The sequence below is a fragment of the Peribacillus sp. NPDC096540 genome (assembly GCF_050278525.1).
GTDB lineage: Bacteria > Bacillota > Bacilli > Bacillales > DSM-1321 > Peribacillus.
This window is the reverse complement of the sequence record NZ_JBNNTG010000012.1, coordinates 1-22,702: the sequence shown is the minus strand read 5'-3', so window position 1 is coordinate 22,702 and position 22,702 is coordinate 1. Positions and strand designations below refer to the sequence as shown.

The following is a 22,702-nucleotide window of genomic DNA, read 5'->3' as shown; positions in this document are numbered from 1 at the left end:
GAGGTAAGGAGGATGTCCGATGAGCTTTTTAAAAATCCAAGACATTCACCATACTTATTTTTCAAATCAGACGGCAGCGACCGCGCTCGCGGACATTTCCCTCGACATTGAAAAAGGTGAATTTGTCTCTTTTCTTGGTCCGAGCGGCTGCGGAAAGACGACCCTGCTTTCCATCATCGCCGGATTATTCCCGCCCACTTCCGGAAAGATCCTGCTCGAAAACAACCCGCTGAAGGCCGACAGTGACTTATCAATCGGCTATATGCTGCAACAGGATTATCTTTTTCCATGGAAGACAATTGAAGAAAATGTTTTATTAGGATTAAAGCTAATTAAGAAGAATGAAGGCCTGGAGAGAATAAAGACGTTGAAACTGTTGAGTGATGTTGGATTGGGAGGCACCGAAAAATTATATCCGCGTGAACTTTCTGGGGGGATGAGGCAACGAGCTGCTCTGGCACGAACTCTCGCAGTGGACCCAAAAATCCTCTTGCTTGATGAACCGTTTTCGGCCCTAGATTACCAAACAAAGTTGAAGCTTGAAGATCTTGTTTTTGAAACACTGAAATCTTTTGGAAAGACGGCAGTGCTCGTCACCCATGATATTGGTGAAGCCATTGCAATGAGCGACCGGATTTATCTATTTTCCGCGAAGCCAGGAAGAATTTACAAAACTTTTGAAGTACCTGGTGAACTACGCGAACTGACACCTTTTCATGCCCGTAATCACCCACACTATTCGGTATTATTCCAAAAGATCTGGAAGGAGCTTGAGAGCCTTGAATATTGAACAGCTTCATAGCCAGTATAAAACCTCTTTGAAAAAGGAAAACAGGCTAATTCGCTTTTATCAGATCCTGATTTTCATTGTTTTTTTCAGCAGTTGGGAGCTTTTTTCTCGGATGAAGTGGGTCGATCCGCTCATCTTCAGTTCGCCGTCTAAAGTGTGGCATCTATTTATTAAGAAATTAGGTGACGGAACACTTCTTTCCCATTCAGGCGTGACGCTATTCGAAACCGTGCTCGGCTTCATCATCGGGACCCTGCTCGGTACAATACTTGCTTCCTTGCTCTGGTGGTCACCGAGATTGTCGAAAACGCTCGATCCGTATCTCGTCATTTTAAATGCAATGCCAAAAGTCGCCCTCGGACCTATTATCATCGTCGCATTCGGACCAGGTTTCCCATCAATCATCTCGATGGGGGCCATCATTTCCATCATCATCACCACTATCGTCGTCTACACAGCATTTCGCGAAGTCGATCCCAACTACCTAAAGGTCCTGCAAACATTCGGTGCCACAAGGACTCAGTCCTTCCGGGAAGCCATATTACCGGCCTCCTTCCCAACCATCATCTCGACATTGAAGGTGAATGTAGGACTCTCCTGGGTCGGCGTCATCGTCGGTGAATTTCTCGTCTCGGCAAAAGGACTCGGCTACTTAATTATCTATGGATTTCAAGTCTTCAATTTTACCCTCGTTATGCTCTCCTTGATGATTATCGCCGTCTTTGCGACAATCATGTACCAACTTGTCGAACTACTCGAGCGAAAATTAATCAAAGATTAACCTAACTGCCGATACTCGTCGGCAGTTTTCATATTTACCGGGATTTACTCGTGATTTAGATGGATTTACTCGTGAGTTTTCGGGATTTACTCGTAAATCTATGCACTTTACTCGTACATACCTTCCAACCTCGCTAAACTCAACGGCACAATCTCATCTTTCATGATAAAACTAAATTCCTCACCTAGCACTTCCGGCAACACATCTAATAGAATCGGTCCATCTGTTTCCAGATAATCTTCTTTCCACTCTATCTCACTCAACTTAGCAAAGAAAATCGATTTTACAAATGGCTTCACTGGATTATGAACTTTATACTGTCCCAAAAATTGAAGGTGTTCCACCACTCCTCCGGTTTCTTCATACACTTCCCGCTTGGCCGCCTCTTCAATCGATTCCCCAGCCTCCCGCTTTCCGCCCGGAAACTCCAATCCCCGCTTACGATGTTTCGTCAATACCCACTTTCCTTTAATTCTGCAGAGAACGAAAACATGCCGTGCTTCCCCAAAAACAGGATCCACGGAGAATTCCACCTTATATCCGTTCATATCAAAAAAATGTTTCATATTTCCCCTCTCTATTTAAGAAAAACTAGTCACCATTCATTATATGGAATAAAAAACCGGCTATCCAGTAAGAATTCTCATCACATTGAAAAAAACGATGGCCTCTCAATATTCGAGGCCATCATCTGTTCGTTTTGCCTGTAAAATTCCCATACTCTCTATATGCCGCTTTCCTTCTTCAGTTCCAAGTTTATAAATCATTTCGTATACCTTTTGAAGCGTTATATCCTGTTTATCATTTTCCCGGTCATAATGATATTGAAGATACGGGACGTGGGCGCGATAAAAGTTTTCTTCCCCTACTGAATAATTGTAATCAAATAACTCACGCAACTGGAGGATTTCGTTATCGGTTGCTTCGATTTCAAAATTCCACGGAGAACCTTCCCTATCTTGTGAGATTTGCCCATTCGGAATCCAAATGTAATACGTTTTCCTATTTTCAGACACATTCATCCACCCTTTCCATAAATCCTACGCTTATTTTTTCACGTAACTCCTCACTTCATACAATGGAAAATTTTGTTTACAGAAGATCAAAGATATTAAATAATAGATTAAAGTATCTTTCATAGGGTAAAACATATAATATAGGCAAGCATCCTTACAAATTTTTATATGCACCCAGAGGTTTTTTTGATAACCTACATATAAAGAGATAACGGATTTCTAAAAAATGTGAGGTGAGAGTTTTGAAGTTAATTGAAGAATTATACAATATGTATCGTAATAAGTTGACCGGTGATGAAGAAGACATTGATATGCTTACTTTTGCGGTTCTGGAACAACTGGACAGGAAGGAAATTTTCGAATTGCTTCAAGAGATGGATGATCAAGAATTAACCAATCTAATGGGCCTTTACATTATTGAAACGTTAAAAGGGAAGTTCGCTCAAAACAGCATGAACGATACGAAACCTACACATTTTCCACCTCGGAATATTCATTAATACATACCATTCAGGTATCCCTCTATAAGGGATGCCTTTTTTCTTCCATATTTATAAAAGTTATTGGAGAAATACACCCCCTTTTACAGTACAAATACATTTAGCAAAATAAATAGCTCGGAGAAACAGTAGTCTTTCCATTGTTCAACGAAAAAAGCTGCAAACAATATTACCATTCAATGGATTCGTAGGTCATAAAGATAAATCTGCACACTCTTTTTAATTATCACGTTTAGTTTCTTTCTATCAAATTTCACAGTGTATTTCTAAACAACCATATGTGTAAAAGCTAATTAACAACTTGTCGCACCAAAAAGGCTTGTTGTAAGTTGAAACTTGTTGAATATTTTAGCAAGTTACATAGCCCTAACGATTTGTTCACCACTTTCAAATTCATTAAAATCATGACTATAACATTGGACAAAGAGCAAAAACTAACTTTTTCAGCTCAAAAAAAGCCCTACCGAAGCAGAGCTTTTCCCGAAAACTTTAATGTCCTAAATACGCACGCAGCATCCATGCATGTTTGTTTAGGCTTTTCTTCATACCTGTCAGCATATCAGCTGTAACCGGATCTTCTTCTTCAGCAACTGCGATAATTTCTAGGAACTCTTCGGAAAGCTTCTCGAAATCACTGATAACACTTTGTACCATATCTTCTGTATTTTCGTTTCCTGTTGCTTCTTCGATAGTAGTCAATTCCAAATATTCTTTAAGCGTAGCAACTGGTTTTTCACCAATGGCTAAAAGTCGTTCAGCCAACTCGTCATAATTAGATGTCACTTCTTTATATAGTTCTTCCAATTTTTGATGAAGTTCAAAGAAGTGAGGTCCGTTTACGAACCAATGGTAATTATGAATTTTTGTATAAAGAATACTAAAGTTTGCGATTTCCTTATTCACTAATTTCCCTAATTTTTTCTGAGCCATAATATCTCCTCCGTAAGTTGGTTATACCTTTATAATTCCCTCTATTCAAAAATTGAAACATTTCCAGAATCAGTTCTTATGCTAAAATGAATCTAAAATGTGAACGTTAGGAGCTGTAAATTATGATTACGGTTTTAGTTATATCCATTATAGTGATTTTCATCGTGTTGGCATTATCCGTTCTAACAATTGGAAAAGGCTACAGCTACAAGCATACAGTGGATCCTATTGACCCTTTACCTGAAAGTAAAGAAAGAAATAAAGAACCTGAAAAATAAAGAAAGTTCCTGTCAAAAATGACAGGAACTTTTTTTATTAACCGAAAACTTTATGAAGGTCTTCTTTATCTTGTGACAGCCAGAAATTCATTAATTTCTTAGCTCCTTCAAGATCATGCAACTTTGCTTGGCCACATTGTTTTTCGTTGGCAGCTGGAATTTCTGTAATTTGTACAGCATCCTTGAATGTATCTTCAAGAACATCGATAATCTCAGTCACGGTCGGCTCGCCGCTTACCACAAGGTAATACCCTGTTTGACATCCCATAGGTGATATATCGATAATATCAAAATGATCGAACCGCTCAGAATGCTTACGGATATTGAATGCTAGCAAATGTTCTAATGTGTGGATCGTATCCGGCTTCATCGCTTGTTTATTCGGCTGACAAAAACGGATATCAAATTTATTAACAACACCATCTGTTCCAACCTTATGGACACCACAATGTCTAACATATGGGGCTTTAACAGCGTTATGATCTAATTCAAAGCTTTCAACTGAAGGCATTTAATTCACTCCTTAATTGTATGTCATTTCTATTTTACCTTGAATTACAATATATTTCACTCTTTAAAATTAATTCACATTATTTCAATCGGATTTATCCCTTACGCTTGTTCCTTTTTTAACCTTATTGGAAACAAAAAAAATATGCTATAATTAACGGTAATGAATTTTACTCGAAAAGAGATGAAGACGTCTTGCTGAAAAAAATATTAATGGGAATAATCCGTTTTTACCAAATTGTGATTTCACCATTAAAGCCGCCTACTTGCCGTTTTTACCCGACTTGTTCCCATTACGGTTTAGAAGCGATAAGTCGATTCGGACCGATCAAAGGAAGCTGGTTAGCCATCGTCAGGATTCTTAAATGCCATCCTTTTCATCCAGGCGGTATTGACCTCGTTCCCGAAAAAGCGAAAAAAGGTGAAGATCACTAAAAAAAACCTTGCTTTCTTATATAATCTTTTGTATCATACAGAAGTCAAATCGTAATCATTTCGTTTTTAAAATATAGATTTCAAATCGTAATCAGTACGAATTATCTAAAAAGGAGAGTTTTATATGAAAAAAAGTGTACTTATCTCCCTTTTTCTGGTTACAGCGCTTTTTCTTTCAGGCTGTGGCAATTCAAAGGGAGAAACTACTGATACTGATAAAGGCATTTTAAACGTGTACACTACCGTTTATCCTTTGCAATACTTCACGGAAGCAATTGGTGGGGAGTACGTAAACGTGGAAACTGTTTATCCACCTGGTACTGATGAACATTCATTTGATCCCTCTCAAAAAGATATTGTAAAAATGGCTGAATCAGACCTATTTTTCTATATTGGCTATAATCTTGAAGGCTTTGTCACAAAAGCAGAACCCATTTTAAGCAAAGAAGGCGTCACCACAGTCGCTGTAGGTGAAACGGTTCATTTAGATGAAGATGAGCATGCACACGAAAACGAACATGCGCATGAAGAAGCTGGCCATGATCATGGTGGTGTTAATCCCCATTTGTGGCTAGATCCCATCTATTCCATTGAAATGGCAAAAAGCATTAAGGACGAATTAACGAAGCAAATGCCTGAACAAAAAGACTACTTCGACAGCCAATTCAACGAACTTACTGAAAAACTTAAGGCGCTTGATAAAAAATTCGCTACGACAGTTGAATCAGGTCGTACCAACAAGATTATCGTTTCCCATTCTGCATATGGTTATTGGGAAGAACGATACGGACTTGAACAAATTGGCGTAACCGGCCTTACGTCTTCAAACGAGCCTTCTCAAAAAGAACTGGGGAAAATCGTAACTATGGCCGACAAAGAAAATCTTCACTACGTCATCTTTGAGCAAAATATCAGTTCTAAACTGACCGAGATTATCCAAAAGGAAATGGGTGCGAAATCACTTGAGCTTCATAACCTTTCCGTCTTGACAGATAAAGATATCAAAGCCGGTGAAGATTACTTCAGTTTAATGGAAAAAAATATCAAGACGCTACAAACTGCATTGCAATAGACAAAGAAGAGGCAGACTCAATTGGGTCCGCCTCTCTTCTTTGTCTATTTCCATTTTTATATTATACAGAAGAATGTACACACTCGAGTCACGAAACAGGATGCCGTACCTTCAAACCTGCAAAAAGTATATGACTTTGTAAAACCTGACTCAAAAGGCGAATCTATTCTTTTGAGTTCAGTTCCCCTATTTTTCTAAGTGTTTTTCACGAATTCTTTCCATTTTCTTCATCAATTTTGTCCCAACTGTGTACTCGAATTCCGGGTAAATGACCGTCATTTTATCCATCCACTCTTTTTTTTCTTCATCGGATAATGTGTATATGTCGATATTGGATTTTTTCTCAATTTCTCGAAGCTGAGCTTGATTCATTTCATTCGACTTGATCCAGAGCCAATTCGTTGTATCGTCCATTGCGCGCTGAATTTGTTGCTGAATGTCCACCGGAAGCTTGTCCCAAAACGGCTTATTTACCATGACCACATAGCCTAAATACCCGTGATTACTGATAGTTAAATATTTTTGAACTTCGTATAGTTTCTTGGAATAGATATTCGAAATCGTATTTTCCTGGCTGTCCGTTTTATTGATTTCCAGGCTTTTGAACGTATCATTAAATTCTAGCTTAGACGTTGTTGCCCCAAAATGCTGAAATTGGCTTTCAATCACCGTACTTGGCATGATCCGGAAGTTCTTCCCTGCAAAATCTTCTGGATGGCGAATGGGTTTATTGCTTGTAATTTGCTTGAAGTTATTCGACCAGAATGCTAGCCCTTCTATATCTATCGTATTTAACTGATCAAGTAGCTCTTCTCCCACTTCTCCATTCAATGCTTCCTGTAAGGCGGCGTCCGTTGGAAAGACATAGGGCAGGTCCAAAAGCATCCACTTATTCGATATACTTGTAATTTTAGATGTGGTCGGAGCAATCATCTGCACCTTATTTTCCTGTAACGCATTGATTTCTTCATGATCACTATATAAAGATTGATTAGGGTAGACTTCAATTTTGACACGGTGATCGGTATATTCATCAACAAGGTCTGCAAATCGGTTCGCTGCTAGCCCCTTAGGCGTATTTTCAGCGACTACATGACTAAACTTAATTACAATTTGATCTTGAATTCCTGCCTGCTCTTCATCCCTCGGTAGATCAAAATCGGAGCTAGAAAAGAACGATTGAAACGACATATATACCGCAATCAGCAACCCTATTCCAATTAAAACAAAGTACCCCCAAAAAGCACGCATGCTGACATCTCCTTACCGCTCGCTTCACAATATATCTATTCTATCACAGCCTTTTTCCTGTCGTAATACAATGCGCGAAAAATAGCGAAAAGAGTTAGAAATTCTGTTACTATTAAGTATAGAAGTAATGGAGGAAAAATAATGGATAAATCCTTTCATATGCCGATTCAATGGAAGATTACCTTGCTATCATTCATAATCGTAGCTTTTTCGATTCTAATAGGCGGGATTTTTATATTTGGAAACATCGTTTCAATCAGGGAAGATGAAATTGGCAAACGCTCCATGATTACCGCCCATACTATTGCCGAACTACCTGAAGTACAAAAATTGGTCCGTGAATCAGAAGGTTGGACCCAACTAAACCCTATGATTGAAAACTTAAGAAAAATTCATCAAGCTGATTATATAGTTGTGCTGAACAATCAGCATATTCGCTATTCCCACCCGGTTTTCAGCCAATTGGGAACACAATCAAAAAGCAACGACGAAAGCGCTGCTTTTGCTGAACATGAATATCTATCAAAGGCGGCTGGCGAACTTGGAATTTCAGTTCGTGCATTTGTCCCGATCCTTGATAAGGAAAATGAACAAATCGGTGTCGTTCTCGTCGGAAACATATTGCCGACAATTCCCGAATTAATCATGGACTTGAAAGGCCAAATTGCAATTATTTTTTTACTTACACTACTGTTCGGCGTATGTGGCTCATGGCTCATGGCCCGACGGATAAAAAAAGAAACCTTTCAACTTGAGCCTCACGAAATTTCAAGAATGTTAGTCGAAAGGACGGCTGCCTTCAATGCGATGCATGAAGGTGTCATTGCGATAGATAATAATCAAACCATTACAATTTTTAATGAAAAGGCAAAGCAGATGCTCAATATTAGTGGTGCGGTGATTGGCAAGAATATCAGTGACATTATTAGTGATACACGCCTGCCAGAAGTGCTTGACAGGACATCTCCTATCTTCAATCAGGAAATTTCTGTTCAAAACAGAAACCTTCTAAGCAACCGGGTACCTATTAAAATTGCCGATAAAACCATCGGAGCTGTGGCAATCTTTCAGGATCGTACCGATGTAGCGAAGCTTGCTGAAGAATTGACGAGTGTCAAAGCATTCGTTGAAGCCCTGCGTGTTCAAAACCATGAACATATGAACAAACTTCATACGATAGCAGGTTTGATTCAACTTGGGAATTTAGACGATGCACTAAAATACATTTTTCAAATTACAGAAGAGCAAGAGGAATTGACCAGGTTTTTAACGAAGCACATTCACGATGATAATTTAGTGGGGCTACTATTGAGTAAAATCTCCTTAGGGCGAGAACTTGGAATCGAACTCATCATGGATAAACATACGAAACTGGACCGCTTTCCAAATGATATGGACCATCATGATTTTGTATTGATTATCGGGAACTTGATTGAAAATTCCTTTGCAGCCCTCAAACATTTATCAGAGGACACAAAGCAAGTTTACCTATCCATCTATCAGGATGAACAACATTGCCAAATCGTACTTGAGGATAATGGATCGGGCATCCCCGAGGATATTCACAAAGAAATATTCGAGTATGGTTTTACAACAAAAGGTGCGGAAGGATCAGGAATTGGTCTCTATCTTATAGAGCAAATTGTAAAAAAAGCGAATGGCGAAATAAGCTTTACAACACGTCCTAATGAAGGAACAAGCTTTTTTCTTTCTTTTCCCATGCACGATATAGAGGAGAACCAAAATGACTAACCAAATTCGCGTACTATTAATTGAAGACGACCCAATGGTCCAAGAGGTAAACAAGCAATTCACTGAGCGGCTACAAGCCTTTAAAGTCATTGATACAGCTTCCAATGGACTTGAAGGTCTTGAAAAAATCAGGCAATCTAAACCGGATCTTGTCATTTTGGACATCTTCATGCCTTCTTTAAACGGGGTAGATACACTCTATCAAATAAGAAAAGAACAAATCGATGTGGATGTTATCATCATTTCTGCAGCAAATGACCAGAAAACGATCCGAAAAATGATTCAGAACGGGGCTTTTGACTATTTAATCAAACCATTTAAATTCGAAAGACTAAAACATACACTTGAGCAATATTTTGCTTTTCGTATGGAAGTTGAGCCCGACCATCAGATCTCACAAAATCAACTCGACCGTATTCTCTTTCAAAATAATACATCTTCTGAAGCGAGTCCGAAATACGATGTTCCTAAAGGGTTAAATGGTGCGACCCTTGAGCAGGTTACAAAATTCATAAAAACTCAGCCTGGATCTTTATCTGCGGAGGAAGTGGCCGATGGAATTGGAATTGCCAGAGTAACAGCCCGGCGCTATCTAGAATACTTACACGGTGAAGACGTCCTTCAGCTTGATGTCCAGTACGGCAGCATTGGCCGACCAGTCAATCGGTACCGTCTAAAAAAATCTTAGAACATATGGGGACCGACTAGAACCATAGCGGTTCCCTTTTACCTTCTTAACCTACGCTCCCGTTGTTCTGTTATATATGCCCCACTTTCTCTTCAAGAGAAACAATTCACACTCCGCTAATGCTGTAACTTCTTTAATGACAAAATCCGGAACACCTCTTCTTAATAGAATTTCTGCAATAAGGTATGGCTTTTTCATATTCTCTCCCCTCCCTATTCCTTAGTTGTTTCACTTTTCTCTATTATACAAAATAATCCAATAAAGAAAAAATAGACAAAGCCCCATTTTTCGAAAAAAATATGATTTTTGAAAAACGTATCCGTTTAATGAATCGTTTTATATAGAGGAATAGGATGGATAGAGTAAAAACCAAAAAATTCCATACGATTGATAATGTTTATTAAAGGGTGGATTTCAATGGAATACTATTTTTATTTGTTAAACACACACAGGAATCGTTCAAGCGGATAGAGGTACAATTTGTGGGGACAATTTTGATGATGTTGGACATATTAATCATTATGAACAATCTATTATTCAAGTCATATTTTAATTGGCTTCAAAAGATACACCCCAATCTTGGCGATATGAATATTAAGAAAATGCATTTGGATTTACAAAGACAAGTGCTAGAAATGCATTATTAGACAGTAAAAAGCAAACATATTTATTAACCTGTCTCTCGTCATTCTTTTCCTATCTTATATGCATCTAGCTCCTCGCTTGTTATCCAAATATCTTTAGGAATATTGAAGACCGATGGCTTTACGAACTAAAAGTACATTCAAAAAGAGGTGCGAATTGCACCTCTTTGTCGTTTTACCGGTACAGCTTACTATAGGTCGTCAATTCATTTAATCGCTTTTCATTTATGGTAAAACCGATTCCTGCTTTTTCTGGAACCTGAATGACGCCATTTTCGACGATGACTTCCGGTTCAATAATATCCTCTTCCCAATAGCGGGACGATGACGATATGTCCCCCGGAATTGTAAAGCCTTTTAATGTGGCCAGCGCGATATTATGAGCTCGTGATATGCCAAATTCGATCATGCCTCCGCACCAAACGGGCACGTTTTTTTCCACGCATAGATCATGGATTTTGACCGCTTCCGACCAGCCGCCTACTTTGGCCATCTTAATTGTAATAACCCCGCAGCTCTCGAGTAACAGTGCACTTTTCGCATCTTGATAGGAATTGATGCTTTCATCAAGACAAATTGGCGTCTGCAGCTGCTTTTGCAAAATAGAATGTTCGACAATGTCGTCATGCCCTAGTGGTTGCTCAATCATCATCAACTTGAACGCATCAAGCTTTTGCAGGTGCGAAGTGTTTTCAAGCTTGTACGCCGAATTGGCATCCGCCATTATCGGAATATCTGGATAGGTGCTCCGAATTTCTGATAAAAACTCCAAGTCATTTTTAGGATTGATTTTTATTTTATACCGCTGATAACCGAATGCGGAAAAATCGTCAATCTGACGCATTGCATCACTGATATTATCCGATGCAACGACAACACCAGCCGCAACTTCGCTCCGTTCCCCTCCAAACAACCGTCCGAGATAGAATCCCTTCTGCTTCGCATATAAATCCCAAATCGCCTGATCTAGAGCTGACTTCGCCATTGCATTCCTTCTTAATCCGCTCCAAAGGCTTGGGAGTTCATTAGGGTGCTTAAACTGACCAGCTAATGTTAAAGGAATTAAGAAATCCTCCAACATATGAAAGCAGGTTTTGACCGTTTCCTCGGTGTACCAAGGACTTGTAAACGGCACCGCTTCACCGTACCCGATTAGCCCATCTTGATCTTTGGCTTCGATAACAATCACTTCGCGTTCGCTTACCATCTCGAGGTGCGTCTTAAACGGCTGCTTTAAAGGTGCCTTAATGAGCCGTAATGAGATGGATGATAACTTCATCGTTGTTCCCCCAATCTCTTCTTCAATTCCCTTCGCAGCAGCTTACTCGCACCATTCCGGGGAAGCTCTTCACAAAAAATCACGTTCTGAGGAATTTTATAAGAAGCCAAGAAGTCCCGGCAATATTTCAAAAGCTCGGTCTCTTTCAACTCTGCTCCTTGATGTAAGACAACAAACGCGAGTGGTACCTGCCCCCATTTTTCATCGTCTGTGCCCGTGACTCCCGCCTCGAAAACAGCCGGGTGCGTACTTAGGACATTTTCAATTTCAGCTGGATAGACATTTTCGCCACCGGAGATAATTAAATCGGTGCGTCGGTCAAGCACATACAAAAAGCCTTCTTCATCAAGATAACCAAGATCCCCAGTATAAAGCCATCCCTCAGTAATCGCTTGCTGTGTCGCATCCAACCGCTTGAAATAGCCTTTCGTCACATTCGGGCCTGAAACCACAATTTCACCTGCTACTCCAGGTTCACAGGTCTTGCCGTCCTTTTCTATCCGTAACTGAGATGGAAACAAAGGTTTCCCCGCCGACCCGATTTTTGTCATGCTATATTCGGGTGCAAGTGTCACAATCTGCGAAGACGTTTCAGTCATCCCATACGTCTGATAGACAGGTATCCCTTTTTCCTTACATATTTCAAGCAAATGAACTGGTGCCGGGCCGCCGCCTAACAGCATACAGCGGAATGTTTCTGGATAGCTTGTCTTTCCTAAATCATGCAACATCCTATTCAGCATCGTTGTCACGACCGAAATAATCGTCACGCCATTTCCCTGAATGCTCCGGTTCGCTTCTCGTTCATCAAACTTCTCTACCAACACGACCTTCATACCATAAATCACATTTTTCATCAAAATAGACAGCCCGCTAATATGAAAAATTGGGACCGAACAATACCATGAATCTTCTTCTCTCAGTCCAAGATTCAACATAGAACCAACCGCACTCCACCAGTGGTTGCCGAATGTTTGTATTACACCCTTTGGATTACCCGTTGTACCCGATGTATACATAATCGTAGCTGTATCTTCAAGATTAAACTCATTGAGAATTTCTGCAGTGCCTTCTTCGGGTAATTCTTCCTTTAAAAGAACCTGGAAATCCGTGAGAATGTCACGAATATCGGATAGTTTGGCAGAGAAGGAATCATCCGATATCAGACGTACTGCCTCGCTATCCTCGATCTGCCAGGACAGTTCTTTTGCCGTTAACTTATTATTCAGCATCACGATCTTTACACCCAGATAAAAGAGCGCATGAATCACGACGACACTATCAATATGATTCCGGAGTAAAACAGCGCATGATTCGCCAGCCTTCACACCTTTGTTCGCTAGCTTACCGGCCATATTAACAGTTAGAATATGTAGTTCAAGAAAGGTATACGAACGCCCTTCAAATTCAATCGCCGGACGATCTGGTGATAGATGTGCCCGGTTTTTCAGCCAGTTCGGCAACTTTTCTTCTGCCATCGCTACTTCCCCTCCAATACATTTAGATATAGAAAACAGCCCGGCGATTATCCGCCAAGCTGTCTGTCTTATCGATTCACGCGTTTCATTAAGGGAAACGAGGGAATTGTCCGAAGTCCGGATCGCGTTTTTCTTTGAACGCATCGCGGCCTTCTTTTGCTTCTTCTGTTGTATAGTATAAAAGTGTAGCATCGCCAGCCAATTGTTGAAGACCCGCAAGACCATCTGTATCCGCATTCATCGCTGCTTTTAAGAAACGAAGTGCAGTTGGGCTCTTCTCAAGCATTTCTTCACACCATTTAACTGTTTCTGCTTCTAATTGGTCTAAAGGAACAACCGTGTTAACTAGTCCCATATCCAATGCTTCTTGAGCATTGTATTGACGACATAGGTACCAAATTTCACGTGCTTTCTTATGACCTACGATACGTGCTAAGTAACCTGAACCATAACCAGCATCAAAGCTTCCTACGTTTGGTCCGGTTTGTCCAAAGACTGCATTGTCAGCTGCAATTGTTAAGTCACATACCACATTCAATACATTACCGCCACCAATTGCATAACCTGCAACCATAGCTACAACTGGTTTCGGAATCACACGGATCAAGCGTTGCAAATCAAGTACGTTTAGACGCGGAATATTATCTTCGCCGACATATCCACCGTTTCCGCGTACTTTTTGGTCCCCGCCTGAACAGAATGCTTTGCCGCCTACACCCGTTAAAATAATAACTCCGATGCTAGAATCATCACGCGCTCTTGCGAATGCATCAATCATCTCAGCAGTCGTTTTTGGCGTGAATGCATTATGTACATGTGGACGGTTGATAGACACTTTCGCTATCCCATTATATTTTTCATATAAGATTTCATCATACTCACGTATTGTTTCCCATTGTATTGTCATCTAAAATCCTCCTTTAATTTTGCATTAAAAACTCACTTATTATTTTACCAAACTTTTCTCCATCTTCCACATGAATCGCATGTCCGGCATCATTAATTATTTTCCATTCAGCCTGTTTCAGCATTTTGTGCATCGAGTCCGCAATTCGACAAAACTTGGGATCGAGTTCCCCAGTAACAAGAAGCACTGGAAAATCAAGAAATTCTAGTTCTTCCCAATAGGATGCCTGACTGCCGGTTCCCATTCCTAAAAGGCTATTGGAAAGGCCGGAAGGTGTATTCTCCAAACGCTGCCGCCGAATCGCTGCCTGGGTTTTAGATGATAATTTTTTTTGACTTTTAAACAGAGGGATATTTCCCCACTGTTCGACAAATGCTTCGATACCGTTTTCAATAATCTTTCCGGCAAGCCTCTTATCATTACATCTGCGGATTTCCCGCTCCTCTTCTGTTAAAAGTCCAGGTGAAGCGCTTTCTAACATCAATGTCTTTACATACTCAGGATACAAACAGGCGAAGCCCAAAGCAAGCCTCCCTCCCATAGAATATCCAAGGATATGGGTTTTCGGGAAATTTAACTGATCCAATATATGCTTAAGATCCTCAACCACTTCCTCCATCTCATACCGACGATAATCGGCTGGTGATGCAGTCCCTCCATGACCGATAATATCGACCAAAATCAAGGTAAATCTTTCACGCAAAAGCGGGATGAGAAATTTCCACGTATCTCGATTTCCCGTAAATCCATGCAAAAGTACAAGAGGTTCTCCATTTCCCGCTATTTCAACAGAATAAGTGACATCTCTGCAGACAATTTTCATGGTATTTCTCTGTCTAACACCATTTTTATTTCCTGGGAAACAAAACTCCACAAATTTCGATGCTTTTGCAAATTGGACTCCCTTTCGGTCGGTACTTCGATGATTTTCAAGCCTTGGATTTCAAACGACCCCGTAAATACCTGCCTAAGTTCATTCCAATTTTGCACCTTGCTGTATTTCCCACCGTAAAGCTTTGCTGTATGGGAAAAATCAAGCCCGTGAGGAGTGCCGAATAGCGTTTCGAAGTGTTCCCTATCATTTGCCTGTGGAAGGAAAGAGAAAATACCGCCGCCGTCATTATTAACCAGCAAAATTGTGATATTTTGCTTTTGCAGCTTAGCCGCAAGCAATCCGTTCATATCATGGAAAAAGCTTAAATCCCCGATTGCGAGTACTGTATTTTCTGAAACGGTGCTTACGCCCAGCGCAGTAGAAACTACACCATCAATTCCGTTCGCTCCCCGATTTGCAAAGGTTTTGATTCCTTTTTCATTATTCAAAAAGAATGTGTCCAGATCCCGTATTGGCATACTATTTCCGACGAATAACGTCGATTCTATTGGCATCATGTCCTGTATCAGCGAGAACAGCTTTCCTTCACTTAACTCCGCTTCATCACGGATGGAAGATAAGGCATTCTTCGTTGCTCCATTGACAGTTTGCCACAAACCAAGCCAGTTTTTCTCAGTAGCATTCGGAATTTGTTCACATACACGTTGGCAAAAATCTTTTTCTTCGCAGTAAATCATGTTGGTTGCCAGTCCTGCTGGTTCACGCCACCCTGCACCGCCATCAACGACCAAAGTAATTGCCTGTTTTTGTTTTTTCATGAATAACAATAAAGGTTTTGATACCGGCATAGAACCGAAACGCAACACTACATCCGGCCGGAAAGCTTCCTTGGCCGCTTCATCACGTAGAAATGTATCGTAGGTATCAATAATACCGTCTTTATCGTGTTTGCCACTTCTTAGCTGCGAAAGAGGGTCAGCTAGTATCGGGAAAGCAAGCTTCTTAGCTAAAGCTACAATTGCTTCCTTCATCTTTGGATGCCGTAATTCTCCACACACGATCATTCCTTGTTTCGCTTGTGACAAAGTAGTTGCCAGTGCCTCTATTTGTGAATCAGACAGTGATAGTGCACCATTTTCAATCATCACAGCCGGTGTCATTTTATTTTGCCTATATTCCTTAGCTTGTTCCAGATTTGGAATAAGTGGTTCACGAAGCGGGAAGTTCAAATGTACTGGTCCAGCTGGCTCAGTTGCCGCTGTTGATACTGCCCTTGCACCGATTGTTCTCGCATATCGCATCATTTCATCGGTACTTTCCGGAAGCGCCATTTCGATAAACCACTTCACTTGCCTTCCGTACAGATGAATTTGATCAATGGCCTGTGGAGCCCCGACATCACGCAACTCATGCGGACGATCAGCGGTCAGCACGATCAGTGGCACCCTTGAATAGTAAGCCTCAATGACAGCTGGGTAGAAGTTAGCAGCAGCTGTACCAGACGTACAAAGAAGTCCAACAGGTTCTTTTAATGCCTTAGCCAAACCAAGGGCAAAAAAAGCAGCCGAACGCTCATCCACATTAATATGAACTTCGATATCAGGATGTTCTACCAGCAGCAAAGCTAGCGGTGTGGATCGTGAACCTGGACTTACCACCACATGCTTCATCTTATTTTGTGCCAGCTCATCGACAAATGAAGCAGCATACGCTGTCAATGCATCTCGGTCATTCATTAAGATTTCCTCCTAAAGCACTTAGCATTGGATTAAATTTAATCCCCGTTTCCTGGAATTCACTTTCAGGTGTCGAATCTTCCACTACGCCGCACCCTGCAAAAAGCGATGCCTCATTATCCTGTAGTAGAGCGGAACGAATCCCAACTGCAAATTCCCCGTTCCCATAGGTATCCACCCAGCCTAATGGTCCCGCATAAAAGCCGCGTTCAAGACCCTCTATTTCTCGAATACGGGCGACAGCTTCTTCTTTCGGAAGCCCGCCCATAGCAGGTGTTGGATGCAGATTTTCTACAAACTCAAAAATCGTGACACCCTCATTGCAAATTCCACGGACCGGTGTATACAGATGCTGAATATGACGGTTTTTCATTAATTTCGGTTCAGTCGGAACGATTACCTTTTCACATACCGCCTCAAACGCATTTGATATCATCGATACGACGTATTGATGCTCTTGTAAATTCTTTTGGTCATGAAGCAGTTCATCACCAAGACAAGCATCCTCTTCTTCAGTTTTCCCCCGTCCCATCGAACCCGCGAGACAGGTAGAAAAGACTTCATTACCCTGCTTCTTTATTAAACGCTCAGGAGTGGCACCTACGAAACAGTCACCGCCCGCTTCCAAACTGAAAATATAGCTTAATGGCTGCTCAGCAATCAATTGCTCGAGTACTTTCTCTGAATCAATGGAACGCTCAAACACAAGGCGCAGCTCCCTTGCCAGAACAATCTTGTCGAGATCTGTTGACTTGATTTCCTCAACAGCCTCTGCAACCGTCTGCTTCCATTCCTTAGGTTTGACTTCCTTCTGCTTAACAAGAGTATTGGCACTCAATTCGGTGCCATTCAAGCTTTCGATAAGGAAAGATTCCCGTTCATTTATCATATCTATGAAGAGTTTTTCTGAATCATCCGGCGAACAAAGTAGGTTTGTCGTTAAGTAAGCTTGCTCCCCCACTAGCGATAGCATAAAGGCAGGTATATAAAACAGATTGTCCCCGAACTGATTCCAAAGGAGTGTACTGTTAGTTTCATAATCAAAAGAAAAGCCCCCAAACAGTACAGGACCAGTTGCTTCTACATCGGTCACTCCTGTTTTGACAGCAGTATTCTGCAGTTTGATCCAGCTCATTTCGACTTCTCTATAACGGTCGGCATTTGATGCCGCTTGGAGTTTCTTAACGTTGCCTAAACCAGTAATGGTTATTTCTTTTGCAGGGTCCTCCCAGAAAAAGCGTTCACCCGCATACCGTTCTCTTCCAGCTTGATAAAATGAAAGGGGATTGTTACAATTTATTTTCTTAATATGACTGAATAGAACTTGACCATTCAAGTCCTTTGCCTTTTGTATAGCTGAAGCCAGTCCCTGAAACTGTTCAGTTTCTTCTGAGATAGCCAAAAAAATCCCCCCAAATGTACATTTTAAAAGCTTTTTAACCTATTTAAAGATACACCTCTCTTCAACCCAATGTCAATAAAACGCCCCTTTATCAAACGATTCATGACTGCTTTTTTCCTTATTATATGATTCTTAGCGAATGAAGTAGAATATCCTTGATATTGGAAGTGATCGCATATGAAATACGATTGACACTCCCTGCCACTTTTCCTACACTAAATAGGATAACCTTTTGTGAACGATTTCAATATTTGATATAATTTCAAGAGAACTAATAATGATTTTGAGGAGAGAAATAATGCAAACAGAATACGACGACCTTCCCCTTAAACGAACCTGGAAAATTTGGTGGGAGTTAATTCGTCCACATACACTTACCGCAGCTTTTGTTCCAGTCCTACTAGGAACAGTGATTGCACTTTTAGAAGATGGCGTAAATTGGCTACTATTTGCAGCCATGATGCTTGCAAGTATCCTGATCCAAGCTGCAACGAACTTATTTAATGAATACTATGATTTCAAGAGAGGATTGGATACGGAAGAATCTGTTGGCATCGGTGGTGGCATTGTCCGTCATGGCATGACTCCAAAGCTCATCATGACTTTAGCTCTTAGTATGTATGGCATCGCACTGATACTTGGAATCTATATCTGTGCAGCATCATCTTGGTGGCTTGCTGCGGTAGGCCTGGTCTGTATGCTTGTCGGCTACCTTTACACTGGCGGTCCACTGCCTATTTCATACACACCATTTGGAGAACTTTTTTCTGGATTGTTTATGGGCTTTTTGATAATCTTGATTGCCTATTTCATTCAAACTGGTTTTGTTTCTACCACAGCTATCTTAATTGCTATACCAAGCGGAATTTTAGTCGGGTTAATAAATTTATCCAATAACCTCCGTGATCATGACGGAGATAAGGCACACGGCCGTAAAACGATGCCTGTAGTAATGGGCAGAAAAAATGCCTTAACATTTATGGCGATTATGTTTGCCTTCTCTTACCTATGGCTAGTAGGATTAGTCCTAGCTGGAAGCGTTACAGCATGGATTTTGCTTGCCTTCCTAAGCATTCCGAAAGCCTTGGCAGCAATCAAAGGCTTCGTCGGTAAAACGTCACCTATTACGATGGTACCTGCGATGAAAGCCACGGCCCAAACGAACACCTTCTTCGGCCTGCTTATGGCCATTGGATTATTCATCAGCTATCTTATTTAATCTCCAAGGACTGAGTCGATTTTGACTTAGTCCTTTTTTCTGCTTCTTATTCAATTTGTTTCCCTCCCCTCCGATTCGGGTAAAAGATAAGACAACCATCCAACCATTACTCAAATGAGATATAGACTTTCGAAGGAGTGAAATAAACATGGTAACCAAACAACAAACGCAACATTTAAAAAAAGAACTACTTATAGAAAAAAAAGAACTTAATAATAGGCTCAGAAATGATGAACAATCACTTCTAAATAAAAGTCAGACAGAATCTGTAGGGGAATTATCCTCCTATGACAATCATCCCGCAGACCTAGGAACCGAATTATTCGAAATGGAAAGAAACCAGGCACTAGATGAGCATGCACAATCTGAAATGGAAAAAGTCGAGGAAGCATTGAATGCGATAGAAGGAGGCTCCTATGGCCATTGTAAAACCTGTGATACAGAAATCCCTTTTGAACGGCTAGAAGCTGTACCTACCACTCTCTACTGTGTCGAGCACGCTCCAGAACGACCGACTACACAAGATCGACCAGTTGAAGAAGATGTACTGATTCCATCAAAGGGAGATAATTTTGAAAACCGTCATGGAAGTGAAATAGTAGATAAAGAAGATAGCTTTGGCGAAGTAGCCAAATTTGGTACATCTGAAACACCTGCGGATTACACGGGCGATCATGACAGCTATAATAATCTTTATAAAACAGAAGATGAAACCGATGGATTCCCTGAAGACTATGAAGGATTTGTAGCAAATGATATCGAAGGAAAAAATATAAGGGGTATCATGAATAAAAGGCAAAAAGAATATGAAGATACATTAGATGAAGAAAATGCTGAATCTCAGCTTGGAGACATTCCTTATAAACAGAAAGATAGTTATACCAATGAAGAGAAATAAATAAAAAAAAGAAGCATACAGGATGTATGCTTCTTTTTTATGACCCGTACGGGATTCGAACCCGTGTTACCGCCGTGAAAGGGCGGTGTCTTAACCGCTTGACCAACGGGCCAAATGGCGGAGAAGGAGGGATTTGAACCCTCGCGCCGCTCACGCGACCTACACCCTTAGCAGGGGCGCCTCTTCAGCCTCTTGAGTACTTCCCCATGGCTCCGCAGGTAGGACTCGAACCTACGACCGTTCGGTTAACAGCCGAATGCTCTACCACTGAGCTACTGCGGAACAATATGAATATGGTGGGCCTAAATGGACTCGAACCATCGACCTCACGCTTATCAGGCGTGCGCTCTAACCAGCTGAGCTATAGGCCCATAAATTGGAGCGGGTGAAGGGAATCGAACCCTCATCATCAGCTTGGAAGGCTGAGGTTTTACCACTAAACTACACCCGCGAAATGGGGCGACTGATGGGAATCGAACCCACGAATGCCTGAACCACAATCAGGTGCGTTAACCACTTCGCCACAATCGCCGTAATTTTTGAAATAATGGTGGCTCAGGACGGAATCGAACCGCCGACACAAGGATTTTCAGTCCTTTGCTCTACCGACTGAGCTACTGAGCCACATAAGTATTTAATTTTAAAATGGCGGTCCCGACGGGAATCGAACCCGCGATCTCCTGCGTGACAGGCAGGCATGTTAACCGCTACACCACGGGACCTAATAATTGCGGGGACAGGATTTGAACCTGCGACCTTCGGGTTATGAGCCCGACGAGCTACCGGACTGCTCCACCCCGCGACGGTAATAATAAAACGATTTTGCATCAAGTTTTCGTGTATATTGTTTTTTCCGCTTCCTCTATGTAAAGGTTGTTTAAAAACAACTTGCTGCTTTTAAAAGAAATGGAGGAGGTAGAGGGATTCGAACCCCCGCGGGATTTGACTCCCCTGTCGGTTTTCAAGACCGATCCCTTCAGCCGAACTTGGGTATACCTCCGTGGCTAAAAAAATTACATGGTGGACCTTGTAGGACTCGAACCTACGACCGGACGGTTATGAGCCGTCTGCTCTAACCAGCTGAGCTAAAGGTCCTTATATTTATTGGTAGCGGCGGAGGGGATCGAACCCCCGACCTCACGGGTATGAACCGTACGCTCTAGCCAGCTGAGCTACACCGCCAATATAATATAAGTTTTTGATGAAAAATGGTGGAGCCTAGCGGGATCGAACCGCTGACCTCCTGCGTGCAAGGCAGGCGCTCTCCCAGCTGAGCTAAGGCCCCATTCATTAGTAATCACGTGGTCGGGAAGACAGGATTCGAACCTGCGACCCCTTGGTCCCAAACCAAGTGCTCTACCAAGCTGAGCTACTTCCCGCAAAAAAACATGGTGCGCCCGGCGGGAGTCGAACCTACAACCTTCTGATTCGTAGTCAGATGCTCTATCCAATTGAGCTACGGGCGCATATTAAGATGGTGCCGAGGACCGGAATCGAACCGGTACGGTAGTCACCTACCGCAGGATTTTAAGTCCTGTGCGTCTGCCAGTTCCGCCACCCCGGCACATACGAAAAGTGGAGCGGAAGACGGGATTCGAACCCGCGACCCCAACCTTGGCAAGGTTGTATTCTACCACTGAACTACTTCCGCATGAAAGATGCGGGTGAAGGGACTTGAACCCCCACGCCTTGCGGCGCCAGATCCTAAGTCTGGTGCGTCTGCCAATTCCGCCACACCCGCATAATATAATGGTGAGCCATGAAGGATTCGAACCTTCGACCCTCTGATTAAAAGTCAGATGCTCTACCAACTGAGCTAATGGCTCGTACGTTTAATTTAAAAGATGGTGCCGGCAAGAGGACTTGAACCCCCAACCTACTGATTACAAGTCAGTTGCTCTACCAGTTGAGCTACACCGGCAGGTGTAAAATGGTGGAGGATGACGGGATCGAACCGCCGACCCTCTGCTTGTAAGGCAGATGCTCTCCCAGCTGAGCTAATCCTCCATATGTGTAACTGCTTGGCGGCGTCCTACTCTCACAGGGGGAAACCCCCAACTACCATCGGCGCTGAAGAGCTTAACTGCCGTGTTCGGAATGGGAACGGGTGTGACCTCTTCGCTATCGCCACCAAACAATGTTTACATTTTTTTAAGACATATATTATTATAACGTCTTTTTGAAAAAATGCAAGAAGAAATTTTCATTCCTTCAAAACTAGATAATAAGAAGGTATTTCATTTTTTTAAAGCTATGGTTAAGTCCTCGATCTATTAGTATCAGTCAGCTCCACATGTCGCC

The 22,702-nt window shown here is 41.6% G+C and carries 22 protein-coding genes, 21 tRNA genes and 1 rRNA gene; 10 read left to right on the top strand and 34 right to left on the bottom strand.

Annotated features, from left to right (window positions below):
- Positions 1 to 19: 19 nt before the first annotated feature.
- On the top strand, positions 20 to 790 hold the full coding sequence (locus ACQKMR_RS12570) for an ABC transporter ATP-binding protein (RefSeq protein ID WP_427697584.1): 771 nt from the start codon (positions 20 to 22) through the stop codon (positions 788 to 790).
- Positions 780 to 1,571 carry an ABC transporter permease gene (locus ACQKMR_RS12565; protein ID WP_427697583.1) on the top strand — a complete coding sequence of 264 codons (792 nt, stop codon included), beginning with the start codon at positions 780 to 782 and terminating at the stop codon, positions 1,569 to 1,571. The genes ACQKMR_RS12570 and ACQKMR_RS12565 overlap by 11 nt, the downstream gene beginning before the upstream one ends.
- Before the next feature lie 107 nt (positions 1,572 to 1,678).
- Here the strand turns inward: ACQKMR_RS12565 and ytkD are convergent, their stop codons facing one another.
- Together ytkD and ACQKMR_RS12555 are read right to left on the bottom strand one after the other, a co-directional pair.
- Positions 1,679 to 2,137, bottom strand: coding sequence for an RNA deprotection pyrophosphohydrolase (gene ytkD, locus ACQKMR_RS12560; RefSeq protein WP_427697582.1), 459 nt, complete (start codon positions 2,135 to 2,137; stop codon positions 1,679 to 1,681).
- Between the two features lie 105 nt (positions 2,138 to 2,242).
- Positions 2,243 to 2,593, bottom strand: coding sequence for a hydrolase (locus ACQKMR_RS12555; RefSeq protein WP_427697581.1), 351 nt, complete (start codon positions 2,591 to 2,593; stop codon positions 2,243 to 2,245).
- Between the two features lie 227 nt (positions 2,594 to 2,820).
- On the opposite strand from ACQKMR_RS12555, the gene ACQKMR_RS12550 reads away from it, so the two are divergent.
- A complete protein-coding gene (locus ACQKMR_RS12550; protein WP_427697580.1) occupies positions 2,821 to 3,087 on the top strand; it encodes a DUF6154 family protein in 267 nt (88 codons plus the stop codon).
- 489 nt (positions 3,088 to 3,576) lie between these two features.
- On the opposite strand, the gene ACQKMR_RS12545 is transcribed toward ACQKMR_RS12550, so the two are convergent.
- A complete protein-coding gene (locus ACQKMR_RS12545; protein WP_427697579.1) occupies positions 3,577 to 4,017 on the bottom strand; it encodes a Dps family protein in 441 nt (146 codons plus the stop codon).
- A gap of 122 nt (positions 4,018 to 4,139) precedes the next feature.
- Between ACQKMR_RS12545 and ytzI the strand changes: the two genes are divergently transcribed.
- The gene (ytzI, locus tag ACQKMR_RS12540; RefSeq protein WP_427697578.1) at positions 4,140 to 4,295 is read left to right on the top strand and encodes a YtzI protein; all 156 of its coding nucleotides are present in this window, start codon (positions 4,140 to 4,142) and stop codon (positions 4,293 to 4,295) included.
- Positions 4,296 to 4,332: 37 nt separating this feature from the next.
- On the opposite strand, the gene ACQKMR_RS12535 is transcribed toward ytzI, so the two are convergent.
- The gene (locus tag ACQKMR_RS12535) at positions 4,333 to 4,806 is read right to left on the bottom strand and encodes an S-ribosylhomocysteine lyase (protein WP_427697577.1); all 474 of its coding nucleotides are present in this window, start codon (positions 4,804 to 4,806) and stop codon (positions 4,333 to 4,335) included.
- Between the two features lie 212 nt (positions 4,807 to 5,018).
- Between ACQKMR_RS12535 and yidD the strand changes: the two genes are divergently transcribed.
- Both yidD and ACQKMR_RS12525 read left to right on the top strand, forming a co-directional pair.
- Entirely contained in the window at positions 5,019 to 5,240 is a 222-nt protein-coding gene (gene yidD / locus ACQKMR_RS12530; protein WP_427697683.1) for a membrane protein insertion efficiency factor YidD, read from the top strand.
- 124 nt (positions 5,241 to 5,364) lie between these two features.
- A complete protein-coding gene (locus ACQKMR_RS12525) occupies positions 5,365 to 6,312 on the top strand; it encodes a metal ABC transporter solute-binding protein, Zn/Mn family (protein WP_427697576.1) in 948 nt (315 codons plus the stop codon).
- A gap of 186 nt (positions 6,313 to 6,498) precedes the next feature.
- Here the strand turns inward: ACQKMR_RS12525 and ACQKMR_RS12520 are convergent, their stop codons facing one another.
- Positions 6,499 to 7,563: a DctP family TRAP transporter solute-binding subunit gene (locus tag ACQKMR_RS12520; RefSeq protein ID WP_427697575.1), complete on the bottom strand. Its 1,065-nt coding sequence runs from the start codon at positions 7,561 to 7,563 to the stop codon at positions 6,499 to 6,501.
- Positions 7,564 to 7,704: 141 nt separating this feature from the next.
- Between ACQKMR_RS12520 and ACQKMR_RS12515 the strand changes: the two genes are divergently transcribed.
- Both ACQKMR_RS12515 and ACQKMR_RS12510 read left to right on the top strand, forming a co-directional pair.
- Positions 7,705 to 9,315 carry an ATP-binding protein gene (locus tag ACQKMR_RS12515; protein ID WP_427697574.1) on the top strand — a complete coding sequence of 537 codons (1,611 nt, stop codon included), beginning with the start codon at positions 7,705 to 7,707 and terminating at the stop codon, positions 9,313 to 9,315.
- On the top strand, positions 9,308 to 10,003 hold the full coding sequence (locus ACQKMR_RS12510; RefSeq protein ID WP_427697573.1) for a response regulator: 696 nt from the start codon (positions 9,308 to 9,310) through the stop codon (positions 10,001 to 10,003). The genes ACQKMR_RS12515 and ACQKMR_RS12510 overlap by 8 nt, the downstream gene beginning before the upstream one ends.
- A gap of 51 nt (positions 10,004 to 10,054) precedes the next feature.
- Here the strand turns inward: ACQKMR_RS12510 and ACQKMR_RS12505 are convergent, their stop codons facing one another.
- The 7 genes from ACQKMR_RS12505 to ACQKMR_RS12475 all read right to left on the bottom strand — a co-directional run bounded on the left by ACQKMR_RS12505 (position 10,055) and on the right by ACQKMR_RS12475 (position 18,284).
- The gene (locus tag ACQKMR_RS12505) at positions 10,055 to 10,201 is read right to left on the bottom strand and encodes a hypothetical protein (protein ID WP_157443825.1); all 147 of its coding nucleotides are present in this window, start codon (positions 10,199 to 10,201) and stop codon (positions 10,055 to 10,057) included.
- Positions 10,202 to 10,822: 621 nt separating this feature from the next.
- The gene (gene menC / locus ACQKMR_RS12500) at positions 10,823 to 11,926 is read right to left on the bottom strand and encodes an o-succinylbenzoate synthase (protein WP_427697572.1); all 1,104 of its coding nucleotides are present in this window, start codon (positions 11,924 to 11,926) and stop codon (positions 10,823 to 10,825) included.
- Positions 11,923 to 13,404: an o-succinylbenzoate--CoA ligase gene (locus tag ACQKMR_RS12495; RefSeq protein WP_427697682.1), complete on the bottom strand. Its 1,482-nt coding sequence runs from the start codon at positions 13,402 to 13,404 to the stop codon at positions 11,923 to 11,925. The genes menC and ACQKMR_RS12495 overlap by 4 nt, the downstream gene beginning before the upstream one ends.
- 88 nt (positions 13,405 to 13,492) lie before the next feature.
- Positions 13,493 to 14,311, bottom strand: coding sequence for a 1,4-dihydroxy-2-naphthoyl-CoA synthase (gene menB / locus ACQKMR_RS12490; RefSeq protein WP_056521242.1), 819 nt, complete (start codon positions 14,309 to 14,311; stop codon positions 13,493 to 13,495).
- A 13-nt stretch (positions 14,312 to 14,324) separates the two neighbouring features.
- Positions 14,325 to 15,134 carry a 2-succinyl-6-hydroxy-2,4-cyclohexadiene-1-carboxylate synthase gene (gene menH, locus ACQKMR_RS12485; protein WP_427697571.1) on the bottom strand — a complete coding sequence of 270 codons (810 nt, stop codon included), beginning with the start codon at positions 15,132 to 15,134 and terminating at the stop codon, positions 14,325 to 14,327.
- Positions 15,131 to 16,882 carry a 2-succinyl-5-enolpyruvyl-6-hydroxy-3-cyclohexene-1-carboxylic-acid synthase gene (menD, locus tag ACQKMR_RS12480; protein ID WP_427697570.1) on the bottom strand — a complete coding sequence of 584 codons (1,752 nt, stop codon included), beginning with the start codon at positions 16,880 to 16,882 and terminating at the stop codon, positions 15,131 to 15,133. The genes menH and menD overlap by 4 nt, the downstream gene beginning before the upstream one ends.
- Entirely contained in the window at positions 16,875 to 18,284 is a 1,410-nt protein-coding gene (locus ACQKMR_RS12475; RefSeq protein WP_427697569.1) for an isochorismate synthase, read from the bottom strand. Before ACQKMR_RS12475 ends, menD begins: the two co-directional genes overlap by 8 nt.
- Before the next feature lie 298 nt (positions 18,285 to 18,582).
- On the opposite strand from ACQKMR_RS12475, the gene ACQKMR_RS12470 reads away from it, so the two are divergent.
- Entirely contained in the window at positions 18,583 to 19,503 is a 921-nt protein-coding gene (locus ACQKMR_RS12470; RefSeq protein ID WP_427697568.1) for a 1,4-dihydroxy-2-naphthoate polyprenyltransferase, read from the top strand.
- 148 nt (positions 19,504 to 19,651) lie between these two features.
- Positions 19,652 to 20,401, top strand: a complete 750-nt coding sequence (locus ACQKMR_RS12465; RefSeq protein WP_427697567.1) for a TraR/DksA C4-type zinc finger protein — start codon at positions 19,652 to 19,654, stop codon at positions 20,399 to 20,401.
- A 40-nt stretch (positions 20,402 to 20,441) separates the two neighbouring features.
- On the opposite strand, the gene ACQKMR_RS12460 is transcribed toward ACQKMR_RS12465, so the two are convergent.
- The 22 genes from ACQKMR_RS12460 to rrf form a co-directional block, all read right to left on the bottom strand.
- A tRNA-Glu gene (locus ACQKMR_RS12460) sits at positions 20,442 to 20,513 on the bottom strand.
- A gap of 3 nt (positions 20,514 to 20,516) precedes the next feature.
- Positions 20,517 to 20,607, bottom strand: a tRNA-Ser gene (locus ACQKMR_RS12455).
- Position 20,608: 1 nt separating this feature from the next.
- Positions 20,609 to 20,683: transfer RNA gene (locus tag ACQKMR_RS12450), tRNA-Asn, on the bottom strand.
- A 12-nt stretch (positions 20,684 to 20,695) separates the two neighbouring features.
- Positions 20,696 to 20,772, bottom strand: a tRNA-Ile gene (locus tag ACQKMR_RS12445).
- Between the two features lie 6 nt (positions 20,773 to 20,778).
- A tRNA-Gly gene (locus tag ACQKMR_RS12440) sits at positions 20,779 to 20,852 on the bottom strand.
- A gap of 4 nt (positions 20,853 to 20,856) precedes the next feature.
- Positions 20,857 to 20,932: transfer RNA gene (locus tag ACQKMR_RS12435), tRNA-His, on the bottom strand.
- A 17-nt stretch (positions 20,933 to 20,949) separates the two neighbouring features.
- Positions 20,950 to 21,025, bottom strand: a tRNA-Phe gene (locus ACQKMR_RS12430).
- A 22-nt stretch (positions 21,026 to 21,047) separates the two neighbouring features.
- Positions 21,048 to 21,123: transfer RNA gene (locus ACQKMR_RS12425), tRNA-Asp, on the bottom strand.
- Positions 21,124 to 21,129: 6 nt separating this feature from the next.
- Positions 21,130 to 21,203 (bottom strand) — tRNA-Met (locus tag ACQKMR_RS12420).
- Positions 21,204 to 21,308: 105 nt separating this feature from the next.
- Positions 21,309 to 21,401, bottom strand: a tRNA-Ser gene (locus ACQKMR_RS12415).
- An 18-nt stretch (positions 21,402 to 21,419) separates the two neighbouring features.
- Positions 21,420 to 21,496, bottom strand: a tRNA-Ile gene (locus ACQKMR_RS12410).
- 10 nt (positions 21,497 to 21,506) lie between these two features.
- Positions 21,507 to 21,583, bottom strand: a tRNA-Met gene (locus tag ACQKMR_RS12405).
- 27 nt (positions 21,584 to 21,610) lie between these two features.
- Positions 21,611 to 21,686, bottom strand: a tRNA-Ala gene (locus tag ACQKMR_RS12400).
- Between the two features lie 17 nt (positions 21,687 to 21,703).
- Positions 21,704 to 21,780 (bottom strand) — tRNA-Pro (locus tag ACQKMR_RS12395).
- A 10-nt stretch (positions 21,781 to 21,790) separates the two neighbouring features.
- A tRNA-Arg gene (locus ACQKMR_RS12390) sits at positions 21,791 to 21,867 on the bottom strand.
- A gap of 9 nt (positions 21,868 to 21,876) precedes the next feature.
- Positions 21,877 to 21,965: transfer RNA gene (locus tag ACQKMR_RS12385), tRNA-Leu, on the bottom strand.
- A 12-nt stretch (positions 21,966 to 21,977) separates the two neighbouring features.
- Positions 21,978 to 22,052 (bottom strand) — tRNA-Gly (locus tag ACQKMR_RS12380).
- A gap of 8 nt (positions 22,053 to 22,060) precedes the next feature.
- Positions 22,061 to 22,142: transfer RNA gene (locus ACQKMR_RS12375), tRNA-Leu, on the bottom strand.
- Between the two features lie 9 nt (positions 22,143 to 22,151).
- Positions 22,152 to 22,227 (bottom strand) — tRNA-Lys (locus ACQKMR_RS12370).
- A gap of 19 nt (positions 22,228 to 22,246) precedes the next feature.
- A tRNA-Thr gene (locus tag ACQKMR_RS12365) sits at positions 22,247 to 22,322 on the bottom strand.
- A 10-nt stretch (positions 22,323 to 22,332) separates the two neighbouring features.
- A tRNA-Val gene (locus ACQKMR_RS12360) sits at positions 22,333 to 22,408 on the bottom strand.
- A gap of 12 nt (positions 22,409 to 22,420) precedes the next feature.
- Positions 22,421 to 22,536: ribosomal RNA gene (gene rrf, locus ACQKMR_RS12355) — 5S ribosomal RNA — on the bottom strand.
- Positions 22,537 to 22,702 lie beyond the last annotated feature (166 nt).

Coding starts and splice junctions, on each gene's coding strand:
- ACQKMR_RS12555 (WP_427697581.1), bottom strand. CDS start 2,593: ATGAATGTGTCTGAAAATAGGAAAACGTATTACATTTGGATTCCGAAT.
- ACQKMR_RS12535 (WP_427697577.1), bottom strand. CDS start 4,806: ATGCCTTCAGTTGAAAGCTTTGAATTAGATCATAACGCTGTTAAAGCC.
- ACQKMR_RS12525 (WP_427697576.1), top strand. CDS start 5,365: ATGAAAAAAAGTGTACTTATCTCCCTTTTTCTGGTTACAGCGCTTTTT.
- yidD (WP_427697683.1), top strand. CDS start 5,019: ATGGGAATAATCCGTTTTTACCAAATTGTGATTTCACCATTAAAGCCG.
- menB (WP_056521242.1), bottom strand. CDS start 14,311: ATGACAATACAATGGGAAACAATACGTGAGTATGATGAAATCTTATAT.
- ACQKMR_RS12470 (WP_427697568.1), top strand. CDS start 18,583: ATGCAAACAGAATACGACGACCTTCCCCTTAAACGAACCTGGAAAATT.
- ACQKMR_RS12520 (WP_427697575.1), bottom strand. CDS start 7,563: ATGCGTGCTTTTTGGGGGTACTTTGTTTTAATTGGAATAGGGTTGCTG.
- ACQKMR_RS12570 (WP_427697584.1), top strand. CDS start 20: ATGAGCTTTTTAAAAATCCAAGACATTCACCATACTTATTTTTCAAAT.
- menC (WP_427697572.1), bottom strand. CDS start 11,926: ATGAAGTTATCATCCATCTCATTACGGCTCATTAAGGCACCTTTAAAG.
- ACQKMR_RS12545 (WP_427697579.1), bottom strand. CDS start 4,017: ATGGCTCAGAAAAAATTAGGGAAATTAGTGAATAAGGAAATCGCAAAC.
- ACQKMR_RS12510 (WP_427697573.1), top strand. CDS start 9,308: ATGACTAACCAAATTCGCGTACTATTAATTGAAGACGACCCAATGGTC.
- ytkD (WP_427697582.1), bottom strand. CDS start 2,137: ATGAAACATTTTTTTGATATGAACGGATATAAGGTGGAATTCTCCGTG.
- ACQKMR_RS12505 (WP_157443825.1), bottom strand. CDS start 10,201: ATGAAAAAGCCATACCTTATTGCAGAAATTCTATTAAGAAGAGGTGTT.
- ytzI (WP_427697578.1), top strand. CDS start 4,140: ATGATTACGGTTTTAGTTATATCCATTATAGTGATTTTCATCGTGTTG.
- menD (WP_427697570.1), bottom strand. CDS start 16,882: ATGAATGACCGAGATGCATTGACAGCGTATGCTGCTTCATTTGTCGAT.
- menH (WP_427697571.1), bottom strand. CDS start 15,134: ATGAAAATTGTCTGCAGAGATGTCACTTATTCTGTTGAAATAGCGGGA.
- ACQKMR_RS12495 (WP_427697682.1), bottom strand. CDS start 13,404: ATGGCAGAAGAAAAGTTGCCGAACTGGCTGAAAAACCGGGCACATCTA.
- ACQKMR_RS12465 (WP_427697567.1), top strand. CDS start 19,652: ATGGTAACCAAACAACAAACGCAACATTTAAAAAAAGAACTACTTATA.
- ACQKMR_RS12515 (WP_427697574.1), top strand. CDS start 7,705: ATGGATAAATCCTTTCATATGCCGATTCAATGGAAGATTACCTTGCTA.